At 57.6% G+C, this 13,844-nt stretch carries 13 protein-coding genes; 6 read left to right on the forward strand and 7 right to left on the reverse strand.

Features of this window, described 5'->3' with window-relative positions; genetic code table 11:
- Positions 1-7: 7 nt before the first annotated feature.
- The 5 genes from pcaF to KF947_RS10905 form a co-directional block, all read right to left on the reverse strand.
- Positions 8-1,210: a 3-oxoadipyl-CoA thiolase gene (gene pcaF / locus KF947_RS10885; RefSeq protein ID WP_227406292.1), complete on the reverse strand. Its 1,203-nt coding sequence runs from the start codon at positions 1,208-1,210 to the stop codon at positions 8-10.
- 26 nt (positions 1,211-1,236) lie between these two features.
- The gene (locus tag KF947_RS10890; RefSeq protein ID WP_089691070.1) at positions 1,237-2,010 is read right to left on the reverse strand and encodes a CoA-transferase subunit beta; all 774 of its coding nucleotides are present in this window, start codon (positions 2,008-2,010) and stop codon (positions 1,237-1,239) included.
- Positions 2,010-2,843 (reverse strand): CoA transferase subunit A, encoded by an 834-nt coding sequence (locus tag KF947_RS10895; RefSeq protein WP_133732218.1) that lies wholly within the window; start codon positions 2,841-2,843, stop codon positions 2,010-2,012. Before KF947_RS10895 ends, KF947_RS10890 begins: the two co-directional genes overlap by 1 nt.
- A 174-nt stretch (positions 2,844-3,017) precedes the next feature.
- Complete coding sequence (locus KF947_RS10900) at positions 3,018-4,346, reverse strand: adenylosuccinate lyase family protein (RefSeq protein ID WP_227406246.1); 1,329 nt, start codon at positions 4,344-4,346, stop codon at positions 3,018-3,020.
- A gap of 210 nt (positions 4,347-4,556) precedes the next feature.
- Positions 4,557-5,222: a TetR/AcrR family transcriptional regulator gene (locus tag KF947_RS10905; RefSeq protein ID WP_133732220.1), complete on the reverse strand. Its 666-nt coding sequence runs from the start codon at positions 5,220-5,222 to the stop codon at positions 4,557-4,559.
- 169 nt (positions 5,223-5,391) lie between these two features.
- Between KF947_RS10905 and KF947_RS10910 the strand changes: the two genes are divergently transcribed.
- The 6 genes from KF947_RS10910 to KF947_RS10935 all read left to right on the forward strand — a co-directional run bounded on the left by KF947_RS10910 (position 5,392) and on the right by KF947_RS10935 (position 11,978).
- Positions 5,392-6,432: a DctP family TRAP transporter solute-binding subunit gene (locus KF947_RS10910; protein WP_227406247.1), complete on the forward strand. Its 1,041-nt coding sequence runs from the start codon at positions 5,392-5,394 to the stop codon at positions 6,430-6,432.
- Positions 6,433-6,519: 87 nt separating this feature from the next.
- Complete coding sequence (locus tag KF947_RS10915; RefSeq protein ID WP_133732221.1) at positions 6,520-7,017, forward strand: TRAP transporter small permease; 498 nt, start codon at positions 6,520-6,522, stop codon at positions 7,015-7,017.
- The gene (locus KF947_RS10920) at positions 7,014-8,279 is read left to right on the forward strand and encodes a TRAP transporter large permease (RefSeq protein ID WP_009286280.1); all 1,266 of its coding nucleotides are present in this window, start codon (positions 7,014-7,016) and stop codon (positions 8,277-8,279) included. Before KF947_RS10915 ends, KF947_RS10920 begins: the two co-directional genes overlap by 4 nt.
- A 28-nt stretch (positions 8,280-8,307) precedes the next feature.
- Positions 8,308-10,194, forward strand: coding sequence for a bifunctional sugar phosphate isomerase/epimerase/4-hydroxyphenylpyruvate dioxygenase family protein (locus KF947_RS10925; RefSeq protein WP_227406248.1), 1,887 nt, complete (start codon positions 8,308-8,310; stop codon positions 10,192-10,194).
- The gene (locus tag KF947_RS10930) at positions 10,191-11,066 is read left to right on the forward strand and encodes a shikimate dehydrogenase family protein (RefSeq protein ID WP_227406249.1); all 876 of its coding nucleotides are present in this window, start codon (positions 10,191-10,193) and stop codon (positions 11,064-11,066) included. The genes KF947_RS10925 and KF947_RS10930 overlap by 4 nt, the downstream gene beginning before the upstream one ends.
- A gap of 198 nt (positions 11,067-11,264) precedes the next feature.
- Entirely contained in the window at positions 11,265-11,978 is a 714-nt protein-coding gene (locus tag KF947_RS10935; RefSeq protein ID WP_223288334.1) for a GntR family transcriptional regulator, read from the forward strand.
- On the opposite strand, the gene KF947_RS10940 is transcribed toward KF947_RS10935, so the two are convergent.
- Both KF947_RS10940 and KF947_RS10945 read right to left on the reverse strand, forming a co-directional pair.
- On the reverse strand, positions 11,968-12,954 hold the full coding sequence (locus KF947_RS10940; RefSeq protein WP_227406250.1) for a C-terminal binding protein: 987 nt from the start codon (positions 12,952-12,954) through the stop codon (positions 11,968-11,970). The genes KF947_RS10935 and KF947_RS10940 overlap by 11 nt on opposite strands.
- Positions 12,951-13,835, reverse strand: coding sequence for an isocitrate lyase/PEP mutase family protein (locus KF947_RS10945; protein WP_227406251.1), 885 nt, complete (start codon positions 13,833-13,835; stop codon positions 12,951-12,953). Before KF947_RS10945 ends, KF947_RS10940 begins: the two co-directional genes overlap by 4 nt.
- Positions 13,836-13,844 lie beyond the last annotated feature (9 nt).

Here is a 13,844-nt window from a genome sequence, read left to right on the forward strand (position 1 = left end):
GTCTCCGTTAAACGCGTTCAATCAACGTAGCGATACCCTGACCCACGCCTACGCACATGGTGCACAGCGCATAGCGCTTGCCGCTGTTTTGCAGCTCATGGGCGGCGGTCAACAACAGGCGGGCTCCGGACATACCCAACGGGTGCCCCAGCGCAATCGCGCCACCGTTCGGGTTGACGCGAGGGTCGTCGTCTTTAAGACCCAGGTCGCGCATACAGGCTAACGCCTGGGCGGCGAACGCTTCGTTAAACTCAAACACATCGATCTCATCCATCGAAATGCCGGTGCGCTTGAGTAGCTTCTGCACTGCCGGTACCGGGCCATAGCCCATAATGCGCGGCTCAACGCCTGCCGTGGCCATGCCGATGATTTTCGCCATCGGCTTAAGACCATGCTGTTTGACCGCCGCTTCGCTGGCCACCAGCATCGCCGCCGCACCGTCGTTGACGCCAGAAGCGTTGCCCGCGGTAACGCTGCCGCCTTCACGGAAGGGCGTGGGCAAACCTGCCAGTTTTTCCAACGTGGTTTCCCGCAGATGCTCATCCTGGTCAAAGATCAGCGGCTCCTGCTTGCGGCGCGGGATCTCGATGGCGGTGATCTCCTGGGCAAAGCGCCCGGCTTTTTGAGCGGTAGCGGCCTTCTGCTGGGAGCGCAGGGCAAAGGCATCCTGGTCTTCGCGAGAGATATTGAACTGCTCGGCGACGTTCTCTGCGGTCTCCGGCATGGAATCAATGCCGTAGGTTTTCTTCATCAGCGGGTTGATCAGGCGCCAGCCAATGGTGGTGTCTTCGAGTTTTTGGCTGCGGGCGAAAGCGCTATCGGCCTTGCCCATCACGTAGGGCGCGCGGGACATGGACTCCACGCCGCCGGCCAGCGCCAGCTCCATCTCACCCGCTTTAATGGCACGAAACGCGGTGCCCACCGCGTCCATACCCGAGCCGCACAGGCGGTTCATGGTCGTGCCAGGGACTGAGGTAGGAATACCCGCCAGGAGCGACGACATCCGCGCTACGTTGCGGTTATCTTCGCCGGCCTGGTTGGCGCAGCCCATAAAGACTTCTTCAATGGCAGCAGGGTCGAGATCCGGCGCTTCTGCCAGTACGGCTTTAAAAATCGTTGCAGCAAAATCATCCGGGCGCACGCTGGCCAGGGTTCCACCAAAGCGTCCCACGGCGGTGCGGCGGGGATGACATAGAAAGACGTCTTGCATCACAACATCGCTCATAAATAGCTCCTTTATGCGTCCGCGTGGGCCCGCTCAGTGCGCGCTTTGAGCTCACGTAAAATCGTCAGCTCGTTTTCGCTGGGCTCTGGTGTGCTCTCAAGCTGTTCGGCAAAGCGAATCTCCCAGCCGGTCGCCTCAATCACGTCTTCGCGGCTGACACCTGGGTGCAGTGACACCACTACCAGCTCTTTGCTTTCCGGGTCGGGCTTCATCACGCACAGGTCGGTGATTACCCGGGTGGGGCCTTTGCCGATATTAGGTACGTTATCGCGCCCTTTGCCGTCGCGGCCAAAGCCTAGTGTGGTGACGAAATCGACATCTTTCACAAAGGCACGCTTGGAGTGTTTCAGGGTGATAAACACTTCACCGGCGTTGGTGGCAATTTCCGGCGCACCGCCGCCGCCTGGCAGGCGAACCTTGGGCGCTTTGTAATCGCCGATCAGCGTGGTGTTAAGGTTAGCAAAGCGGTCGATTTGCGCGGTGCCTAAAAAGCCCACGTCGACTTTGCCGCCCTGCAGCCAGTAGCGAAACATCTCCGGCACCGCTACGGTGGTCAGCGCTGATTCGCACAGCTCACCGTCACCGATGGAGAGCGGCAGAATATCGGGCTTGGTTTGCAGCGTGCCGGACTCATAAATCAGCACCACATCAGGGGCGTGGGTCAGCCGTGCCAGGTTGGCGGCTTCCGAGGGCAGTCCGATACCCACAAAGCAGGTCATGCCATTTTCCAGCGCCCGCGCGGCGGTCACCGACATCATTTCAGAAGAGGTATATTCGAGACTCATTAGCTGTTCTCCTCTGCATGATTTTTAACAGCATTAAAGACGTTGTCGTCGAGCCACTGGGTAAAGGTGTCGCGATCCCGAGCGATGGCATCCCACTCTTTATAGAAGCGGTTGCTGCGGCCGTAATAACCGTGGGTGTAGGAGGGCAGTGCGCCTTTCTCGGCCACCGCAATGGCGCTGATGGCCCAGCTGGGAATCACGCAGGCGTTAGGATGGGCGTTGAGGTCATCGACGATCTCCTCCACCGTGACGATACTGTGCTTGGCCGCTAGTACCGCCTCTTTCTGTACGCCCACGATACCTTCTACCAGCACATTACCCTGACGATCCGCCCGCTGGGCGTGGATGATCGAGACGTCCGGGCGCACCGACGGCACGGCGGCCAGGCGCTCACCGGTGAACGGGCACTCGATGAATTTGATTTGATCGTTGACGCTGGGCAGCTCGCTGCCGATGTAGCCGCGAAAAACCGCCAGCGGTAGACCGGCGGCACCCGCCTCAAAGGCGCAGGCCATGGCGGCGTGGCTATGCTCAAGAATCTCGATCTTATTCGGCCAGCCTTTCTCAACCGCATCGCGCAGGCGGTGCAGCGAGCCCACGCCGGGATTACCGCCCCAGGAGAAGATCACCTTTTTAGCGCAGCCCGCGCCAATCATCTGATCGTAGATGATATCCGGGGTCATGCGGATCAGCGTCAGGTCACGCTTCTTCTGGCGGATCACTTCGTGACCGGCGGCAAACGGAATCAGGTGGGTAAAACCTTCCATGGCCACGGTAGCGCCGTCTTGGACGTAGCGCGCTACCGCGTCATGCAAGCTGAGAAACTCGGCCATGATGGGTGCCTCTTAGCGGTTAGCAGAATGTTCGTTAAGCGAACATAGATCCTCTATACGAACAATCTACTGCTGAACGCTAATGGGGTCAAACCCATCGGCGCTCACCTAATTACCCTGCTGAACCCATCTACCACGCCAAACCTAAACGTAACGTTTTGTTTTTAAATACGCTTATTGCGCTGCTAGCCATTTTTTGGCACGAGTGACCTGGGCGGCGCTGCTACCAAGGTATAAAGCAGGGTCGCAGGCATTACGCAGCGCCTCGGGGTCTACGACCCCTTTCACATCAGGATGCTCGGCAAGCACCTCTGAATAGGGACGTGCTGTCTGGCGTGAGGTTTCTGCCGCTTCCGCGCTGACCGCTTTGGCTTTCTCCACGCCTAGCGTCGGTGCCAGCAAACGTGCGACTGGCTCGGCCATAATGCCGCCGCCGGTGGCTGCCAGGTTACGCTGCATTTTTTCGGGATAGACCTCCAACCCTTCCAGCAGCACGGTCACTTGCTCTAGCGAACCCTCTACCAGCAGAGCGCTCTCCATCAGCGGCGCCCACTCCGCATGCCACTCGCCCAAACCACGTTCAAGGGGTTGGGCGGCAGCGTTGCTCAAGACGCTGGTGTGGCCATGCACCTGCCGCGCGGCGCCACGAATCAACGCGCTGCGTACCGGGTTACGCTTATGGGGCATGGAGGAGGACTCCCCCATCCCCGGTGCCGAGGGTTCCGCGACTTCACCGACTTCGGTTTGGGTGAGCAGCGAGACATCCAGGGCGATTTTTTCAGCGGCCCCGGCAACGGCATCAAACGCCGTGCCGAGGGCATGGATCGGGTAGCGGTCGGTATGCCAGGGCAGTACCGGCACCGCCAAGCCTAACCGCTCGGCTAGCGCATCCATCCACTCAAGCCCGAGGTTATCCCAACCCGAGTGCACGCCCACCGCACCACCAAACTGAACGGGTAGCTCAACAGCGCTTAAACGGCGGCGCGTTTGCTCCAGGCCAATTGCCCAGTGAGCCACCTTCACCCCAAAGGTGATCGGCAGCGCCTGCTGCATTAAGGTGCGCCCCACCATGGGCGTGTCGATGTGAGTCTCCATAAGTGCTACCGCCGCCGAACGGCAGCGCAGCAGTAATTCATCCAGCGCCGCCAAGCGTGGCTTAAGTAGCAGCATCAGCGCAGAGTCGACCACGTCCTGGCTTGTTGCACCCTGGTGCCAGTAGCGCTTGATCTCATCGGCGAGCAGCGCACGGCTCTGTTTAACGAAGGGAATCGCCACATTGCCTCCGCTGGCGATGCCCTCAGAGATCTCAGCGACATTAACGTTGGCGCGCTCAAGCTGCTCACGCATTTGCTGGCTAACCCCGGCAGGCACGGCTCCGCTGGCTTCTTGAACCTCGGCCAGGGCCAACTCGAAGGCCAACATGGCACCCACCATCGCGTCATCGTCACTCTCAGCGACGGCTCGCTGGCTCATAAAAGGGTGTTTTAAAAATGCAGAGGGCATGGCGGTAGGCTTCCTATTTAACGCTGTCCAGCGCCTCAAAATAGCTTAAAAACATGGCCCAGGACAAAATTGTACATATGTTCGCTCTTCGAACGTACGCTAAGAACCTTACGCTAACTAGGTAGGTGTGAACTCACAAGCGTCTCCCTACTTCGTAAGGCAAGCTTGCGAATCAACATGAACTGATTTTGCTCACCATTAAGGGGTCGCCTAGTCGGGACGCACGTAACGCATCACCATATCGGTAACATGATCTTCTAATTTTTGCTGATTCTCTGGCGCAGCTTGGTGCCAATCAAAAATCCGCGAAAAGGTGTGCTGATTTGAGACATTGAAAAACGACAGGGCGCTAATCAGCCAGTGCAGCTCCCGAGGATCCAGGCCTTCGCGAAAACAACCCTCCTCTACACCGCGGCTATAGACGTTGGTGAGTACATCAATCACTCCAGCATTGAGTGATTGAATCAACTCTGACTGCGCCAAAAAGCGGCCATGATGAATATTTTCGATCATTACCAGGCGAATAAAGTCAGGGTTTTTGGCGTGATGACAAAAGGTAAACCGCACCAGCCGACTAAGCGCTTCAAGCGGGGCCAGGTGGTCAAGATCCAGCTCAGCCTCCTGCAGGCGCACTTTCTGATAGGCGGCTTCCAGGGTGTGCAGGTAGAGCGTCTCTTTATCATTAAAGTAGTAGTAAATCATCCGCTTGGAGGCGCGGGTTTTCTCGGCGATCTCATCAATCCGGGCTCCAGAGAGGCCTTTTTCTGAGAATTCGCGGGTAGCCACCGCAAGAATATCGGCGCGCACAGATTCGGGGTTATTTTTACGCCGACGCCGCGCGGCAGGGGGGCTGGCCTTGGTCGAAGGGGCTGTCATAGAGCGTGCCTTTTATTGTCATGGTCGTCTTTTGTCTAGTATGCCACAGCTTGACTGAACGTACCATTTCGTACATTGTTGATTATGACAGGATGAAAAGGCCAGGCACGCCATGTCTATAAGGCTTTTTCAAACCCCATGACAACGGCCCGATAAGAGGACAACAACAATGTCTCCAGTGTTTTCAGTAAAACAAATATCCATGAAGCGCACGCTGACGGCAGCCGTCGCTGCCGCTACTCTCATTGCCGCAGCGAATGCCTCCGCCCAGACGTTACGCTTCGCCCACGTTGACCCAGATGACTGGACTACTTCGAAAAAAGGCGCAGCTGGTCAGGTGTTTAAAAATCTGGTGGAAGCCGAAACTGACCTCACCGTAGAGGTCTATCCCGCTGGAGCGCTTGGTGGTGAAACCGAGCTGATTGAAGGCGCCCAGGATGGCACCATCAGCATTGCGATGGTCTCCGGCGCCTACGCTAATTTCTGCCCGGCGGTCGCCGTAACGGATATCCCTTACACCTTCCCGTCAGCGCCAGTGGCGTGGCAAGTGATGGACGGCGAGTTTGGTACAGCACTAGCCGAGCACTGCTTGCAACAGACTGGCCTACGCACACTGGCTTACGGCGAAACGGGCTTCCGCCACTTCACCAACTCCGTGCGCGCGATCAACTCGCCTGAGGATATGCAGGGCCTGAAGTTCCGCGTGCAGACTATTCCGCTCTACCTGGAAATGGTCAGTGCTTTAGGTGGAGAGCCCCAGGGCATCGCCTGGGGTGAAGTACCCACAGCCCTTGCCACCGGCGTAGTCGATGGCCAGGAGAACCCCATCTCGGTGATCTACGGCAATAACTTCTATGAGTTTCAGGATTATTTGACCCTGGATCGCCACGTTTACGGCGTTGACCACCTGCTGATTAACGATGAGATATTCCAGTCGCTTAGCGAAGAGGAACAGGCTGCGGTGAAGCGCGCCGCTGTGGTCGCGGGCACCACAGGTCGTGCCATTCAGCAGTTCAATTCGGCAGAGGGGATCACCAAACTGGAAGCAGAGGGTATGGAGATCACCCAGCCCACCGCTGAGCAGATGGAGGCCTTCCGCGAAGCCGCCCAGCCGCCGGTTCAGGCGTACCTGACCGAAGAACTTGGCGATGACGCAGAGTGGATCGAGCGCCTCTCTTCCGCTGTGGAAGAGGCTTCCGCACGCTTCTAAACCCCGCCTGAACAAAGCGCTTGCGAGTGGGCCTTCAGTGGCCCACTCGCAGCCCTGCGTGCCTGACTATCGATCGAAGGTGCTCCTATGTCTCCTCTTCTCGCCCGGTTACACCGCGGCCTGATCCTGTTCAATGGCAGTTTGGCAGGACTTGCCATGGTGCTGATTTTTCTGTTGGTCGCAGGCAATGCCTTTGCGCGCTACACCTTTGGCGGCTCCATTACCTGGGGGGAAGATACCGCCATCTACCTGATGATTTACGGCCTGATGTTTGGCATGTCCTGGGCGTACCTACAGGACAAGCACATCGGCTTTGACCTTATTCGTCGTTTGCTGCCGCCGCGCTGGGTGCGCTGGCAGGCCGTGGCCGTCGACTTGGTGGTGCTAGTAGTGGGCATTGGCTTGATGGTGTCAGCCGTTGAGTTTATCTCCGCACGGGGTGGCCGCACCTCATCAAGCACCGGCATGCCGATGTGGCTTTTTCAAGCCTCCATGCTCATCGGTGGTGGGCTGCTCTGTCTCTCTGCACTGGTGATGGGCGCGCTGCGCCTATGTGATCAGCGTGGTGAGGAGGCTTCATCATGATTTTTATACTACTTTTAGCCCTTGTACTGCTCGGGGTGCCGTTTGCCTTTGCCATTCTCGGCTCGCTGACGGTGCTGATGAGCACCGGCGATTTGCCCTACCACATCCGAATCGTCTCGCAGCAGTTTTTCGGCGGGATGGAGTCCTTCCCGCTACTGGCGATCCCACTGTTCATTCTGGCTGGCGAGCTGATGAACGAAGCGGGCATCACGCACCGGATTATTAACCTGGCCACCGCCATTGTCGGCCGCCTGAAAGCGGGGCTGGCACACGTCAATATCTGGGCCTCGGTGATTTTTGCCGGCCTCTCGGGTTCGGCAATTGCCGACACCTCCGCGCTAGGGCGGGTCTTCATTCCATCAATGGAAAAAGAGGGCTACCCCCGGGATTTTGCCGCTGCGCTTACCGCTGCCTCTTCGGTGATTGGCCCGATTATTCCACCCAGTATTCCGGTGATTATCTATGCACTGACGGTGTCGGGTGTGTCGGTACCGGGGCTGTTTTTAGCCGGTATCGTGCCGGGCTTTTTGCTGGCACTGGGGCTCTCCATCTACGTCTACTTTTTTGCCGGTGACCTTGGCGCCACCCAGTCAAAACAGCAGTCGCGCCGACACGCCCTTCTCCACGGCCTGCTGCCCGCGCTCATGCCAGTGTTTGTGGTCGGGGCCATTCTTGCCGGTATCGTCACGCCCACCGAGGCGGCGGCCTTTGCCGTGGTCTACGCGCTGATTCTGGGCGTGGTGCTCTACCGCAATATCAAACTGGTGAACCTGCCTGGCATCTTCGCCCGAGCCATGCGCGACAGCGCGGTGATTATGGTCATCATGGGCGCCGTTGCCGCAGCCAACTGGGTATTAACCTTCGAACGCGTGCCCAACATGCTCACCGAGTGGGCGCTGATGAGTATCGATACCCAGTGGACTTTCCTGATTGCCGTGATTCTACTCCTGCTGGTGGTGGGACTGTTTTTAGAGGGTATAGCGGCCATCTTGGTGCTCGTGCCTATCCTCCACCCCATCGCCATGGCGCTGGGTATCGACCCACTGCATTTCGGCATCGTGGTGATCTTCAACCTGATGATGGGGCTGATCACACCGCCCATGGGGCTCTGCCTGTTTGTCGCCGACTCTGTCTCTGGGGTGGGAATGGGGCCGATTATCCGCCGCATTCTGCCAATGCTGGGCGTGCAGTTTTTGATTCTGCTGCTGATTACCTTCGTACCAGCGCTGGTCACCTTCCTGCCGCGCTTGGCGGGCTACTAATGTTACTCAATGTAAGGAGCGTGATGCCATGTACTCATCCATTGCCACGGTTTGCCTAAGCGGCTCACTGGAAGAGAAGGTAGACGCCATTGCTCAGGCAGGCTTTGAGGGGCTTGAGCTGTTTGAAAATGACCTAACCGCGTTCACCGGCACGCCGCGGGAAGCGGGTGAGTTGATTCGCTCCCGCGGCCTCAAGCTGGTGACGCTTCAGCCGTTTCGCGATTTTGAGGGTCTCCAGGGCCGCGCCCGGGAGCGGGCGTTTGATCGCGCCGAGCACAAGTTTGATCTGATGGAGGAGCTGGGCACGGATCTACTTATGGCGTGCAGTACCGTTCACCCTGACTCACTACCGGGATTGAGCCGCGCCGCCGATGACTACTATGAACTCGGCGAGCGTGCCGCGCGGCGCAATCTGCGCGTGGCCTATGAGGCGCTGGCCTGGGGCCGCCATATTCACGACTACCGCGACAGCTGGGAAGTGGTACGCCGTGCTGCCCACCCCAATGTCGGCCTGGTGCTGGACACTTTCCATATCTTCTCCCGCCAGACCGAGCTGGGCACCATTGGCCGCATTCCGGGGGATCGCATCTTTCTGGTACAGACCGCCGATGCGCCGCGCCTCTCTATGGATCACCTGTCGTGGAGTCGTCACTACCGCTGCTTCCCCGGCCAGGGCGAGCTGCAGATGGATAAGTTCATGGCCATGCTGGATGAGACCCGTTACGACGGCCCGCTCTCCCACGAGATCTTTAACGATGTCTTTCGCATGGGTCACAGCGACCAGACGGCCCGGGACGGGCTGCGCTCCTACAACCTGCTGCGCAGCATGCAGGGCGACAGCGGAATTCCCGCACCGCAGCCGATCGAGTCGGTCGCCTTTCTGGAAATCGCCGTTGAGCCTGACGATTTAGCCTCGCTGCGCGAGCTGCTCAGCGCGTTGGGCATGGCCTGCGTGGGGCGCCACCACACGCTTAACGCCGAGCGCTGGGCGGCAGGTGACGTCAATCTGGTACTCAATGCCGAATCAAGCTTTACCGGCCGCACGCCAGGACGCGATGCCACCGCAGTAACGGCGATTGGCCTGCGCGTGGCAAATGCCTATGAGGCGTTTAAACGTGCCGACAAACTTGGCTACGATATTGTCGAGCCTGAAGAAGTGGGCGCCAGCCACCGCATGAGCGCCCTGCGCAATGTGGATGGCAGCCTCTCCTATATTATTGACGACTCACAGCTAAGCCGCACCTGGGATCGCGAGTTCCCTGTCGATGTACAGCCGGTTCCTCAGGTGGCGCTGGTAGATATCGACCATATCAGCGTGGCCCTCTCCTACCACGACTACCTCTCGCTGATGCTGCAGTACCGCGCTATTTTCCAGCTGGCGCCAACGCCCTCCTTCGATGTCACCGACCCCCGCGGGCTGATCCAGAGCCAAGTGCTACAGAACTACAACGGTCGCTTCCGCCTGGCGCTTAACGCCAGCGCCTCGCCGGATACCGCCAGCAACCGTTTTGTGCGCCAGTACGGCGGCTCGGGAATTCACCATGTTGCCCTGCGCACCAGCGCCATGCGCGACACCAGTGCGGCGCTGCAGCAGGCGGGCACGCCGGTACTGCCGATTCCCGGCAATTACTACCGCGACCTGGCCGCGCGCTTCGACCTACCGGCGCAAACCCTGCAATGGATGCAAGCGCACCACATCCTTTTTGATCAGGATGGCGACGGTGACTTCCATCAGCTGTATACCCAGCCCGGCCGCCAGGCGTTCTTCTTTGAGCTGGTGCAGCGTGAAGGTTATCAAGGGCTCGGCGCGCCGAATGCCTTTGTGCGCGTCACTGCACAGCAACGCCTGGAAGCGGAAATTGATGGTATTGCTCAGGCAACGCCAAACCACGACTCGGGAGAGAGCCAAGCATGATCAAACTCGGACTGGTAGGCGAAGGTATTGCTAAATCGCAATCTCCCGATTTGCATGAGCGCCTGGGTGCCTCACTGGGCGAGCCGGTACGCTATGATTTAATCGATAGCCGGGGCGTGGCAGATTTTGACTTCCCCAATGCAATACAAAAGCTGCGTGCCGAGGGCTACCGGGGCACCAACGTTACGTTCCCGTTTAAGGAGAAAGCGGCACAGCTGGCCGATATCCGCGGCGAAGGCGTTCGGCGGGTAGGCACTGCCAACACGCTGCTGTTTGACGCGGATGGGTTGCGCGCTGAGAACACCGATTACACCGGCTTTATCAGCGCCTACCGCCACTCTTTCGGCAGCCAGCCCGCGGGTGAGGTACTACTCATTGGCGCCGGTGGCGTTGGGCGTGCGGTGGCGTGTGCGCTGGGGGAGCTTGCCGTTAGCCACATCCATATTCTCGAACACGATGCTTCCCGGGCAGAGAGCCTCAGCCGTGACCTTAACGCCATGGACATTAAGGCGACGTGCATTACCTCAGAGCAGGCGCAGCAGGAACTGCCCCAGTGGCAAGGCGTGGTCAACTGCTCGCCGATTGGCCATATCAACCACCCCGGCTGCCCCATCGATACCGCTGGGCTGGGTGCCCAGCATTGGGTCTTCGATGCGGTTTACATCCCCGCCCACACCGAGCTGTTAAACGCCGCCCACCAGGCGGGCGCCAAAACACTGTCGGGTGTTGATCTGTTTGTGTTTCAGGGCGTGGATGCGTTTCGCTTTTTCACCGCCGATTGCATCGCCTCTAAACAGATCGATCCGCATGTGATACCGCTGCGTACGCATTATATCGAGCAGTTAGTCGCACCACAGCGTTCTAACTCTTGAGCAAGGGCCTCGCCAATGTCACCACCTGCTCCCGTAATGATGGCAACCGTACCCTTTAACTCTGTATTGAACGCGTTATCCTTGGTGTCCATATAAAATTCTCCCAAGTTGAAACAAAACGACACAACTATATTTAGATTTACGGTGTGTGGTACTTTACATACTAGATGCAGTCACCACCCACTGTGCGGAACACCTATGGCTTCCAAACCTCTTAAGATCCAGCGCCCCCAGTCCCTGGCAACACTTGTTATGGAGCGGATTCGTGATGCTATTGTGTCTGGCGAGTTCACCTTGGGTGAGAAAATCTCAGAAGAGTCGCTAGCCGAAACGTTTGGTGTCAGCCGCTCACCGGTACGCGATGCGCTAAACGCACTGCAATTTACAGGCTTGGTTGAAATCCGCCCCAAGCGAGGTAGTTTTGTCTTCAATCCTACGATCGTCGACATAGGTCAACTGTGCGAATACCGTGAAATGCTAGAGCGTGAAGCCTGCACCCTCGCCATGCGAGGCGGGGGTGAGACATTGATTCAAGCTCTTCAAGGGCTGTTCGATGAAATGGCCAGCACCCATAAAAGCGGAGACACCAGGCGCTATGCCGCACTGGATACCGCCTTCCACAAAGCGTTCTTCCAACACTGTTCAAACACATTGGTACAGGACGCCTATATGCTGGTTGAAGCACGGCTAGCGACAATCCGCACCGTACTGACAGCAGCCAAGGAAGAACGCCGTGAGGCCAGCTTTACTGAACATGGCGACATCATTGAGGCGCTAAAACAACAGGACATGGCCAGATTTGAGAGAGTGCTGAAAACGCATGTTCACCGCACTCAGCTCGTTGCCGTCGAACGCTTATCCGAAACGGATCATGATGCCTCTGCGTCGGCTCGATCCACCCTCAGGCTTTAGCGCGAAGAATATCGCGGACAGCCGGATTAGCGAGATAAGTCGGTTCACGTCCCTGTAATACGTCGACGATATTCTGCGCAGTCTTTGAGCGGATCTCGAACTCGCTGCCTTCTGAATACCAAGCGCAATGCGGGCTAGTAATGACATTGGGAAGCGATAATAGCGGGTGATCAGCGCCAATCGGTTCGGCTTCAAACACATCGAGCCCTGCGCCTGCAATTTGCCCGTCTTTCAGTGCCCGCACCAGCGCATCCTCGTCAACCACTGGGCCGCGAGCGGTATTCAGTATTAGGGCAGTGGGCTTCATCGCCGCAAACTGTGCATCTGAAATCATGTGCCGGGTTTCATCGGTCAACGGAACATGTACTGACAAGATATCGGATTCGGCGATTAACTTGTCGTAAGTCACCAGCTCAACACCTGCGGACTTCGCGACAGCTACATCGGCGTATGGGTCATGCGCAATAATACGCAGCCCAAAATTCGCCATTTTGTGTGCCATACGCTGGGCAATTTGGCCGAAGCTAAGAAATCCCAATGTTTGCCCACGTAACCGCGATAGTGGCTTGGCAACAGTGTAGTCCCATGTGCCTGCTCTTAGCGCGCGATCATAGGTAGCAATGCCTCGTTTCAGCGCCATCATGAGTGCAATGGCATGATCCGATACTTCTTCCAATGAGCCGTCTGGCACATTGGCAACATAGATGCCAGATTCGGTGGCACGCGGTACATCAATAGTGTTCAGCCCAATACCATAACGCGAGATAACCTGACAACGTTCTAACTTGTCGATCACCCCAGCTGTCAGTTGGCAATACTGATTAATAATGGCATCCGCATCGGCGCAGGCAGCGATGGCCTCGGCTTCTGTCTTGCACTGAGCTTCGATTAACTGAAAACCAGCCGCTTCAATGACCGCTCGTTCGGGTGCTAGATCGGGAAATTCAAAATCGGTAACGACAATCTTGGGGTTCATGAACGCGCTCCATACTGGTCATCAAAGGCGTTGAAGAAGTCCTGGTTCACGATCTCGGTGAACTGGTTATAATTATGCTGATCACCGACATTTGCTGGGGTACCGTCCTCGCGCAGGCGTACCAGTGCGTTTTCCATGGCCTTGCTCGCCGTAAACAGCAGGGTGACGGCATAGAAAACGACCGAGAACCCCATCTCCTGCAGTACTGCCTGGTTCAGCTTGACCGTTTCGTTGCCATCCACGATCGACACGACCTTGGGCCCTTCGACAGATTTAGCGACGGCCTCAATTTCGGCGATGGTTTTAATGCCATCGACAAATACCAGGTCGACACCAGCATCCTGATACATTTTCGCTCGGCGAATCGCTTCCTCGGGCCCTGCGGCAGGCATCGCATCAGTGCGACCAATGACCAGCATATCTTGGCTACCACGTGCGGCGATGGCGCCTTTTAAACGTCGTACATTGGCATCGGCATCGATCAAGCGTACACCCGCTCGCTGGCCACAGCGTTTAGGTGCCTCTTGATCCTCCAAATGGATCGCAGCGACTCCAGCCTGCAGGTATTCCTGCACGGTGCGGTAAATGTTGTTTGGCCCGCCATAGCCGGTATCGGCATCGGCGATAATGGGGATATTGACAGCTCGCACCATATTACGGGCGTGCTCGGTCATCTCAGTCTGGGATAAAAGCCCAATATCGGGCATCCCCAAACGACTGGCAGTGGCACCAAAGCCCGTCATATAGATAGCGGGGAAGCCTGCTCGCTCGACCAAGCGCGCCGACAGCGAGTCGGGGGCACCGGGTGCAGCGACAATATCGCCCTTGGCAATAAGGGATCTGAGAAGAGAAGCCTGGGTAGTTGGCCGTGTGTCAGTCATTGGGCACCT

It is taken from the genome of Halomonas sp. FeN2 (assembly GCF_020595105.1).
In the GTDB taxonomy this organism is placed as follows: Bacteria; Pseudomonadota; Gammaproteobacteria; order Pseudomonadales; family Halomonadaceae; genus Vreelandella; species Vreelandella neptunia.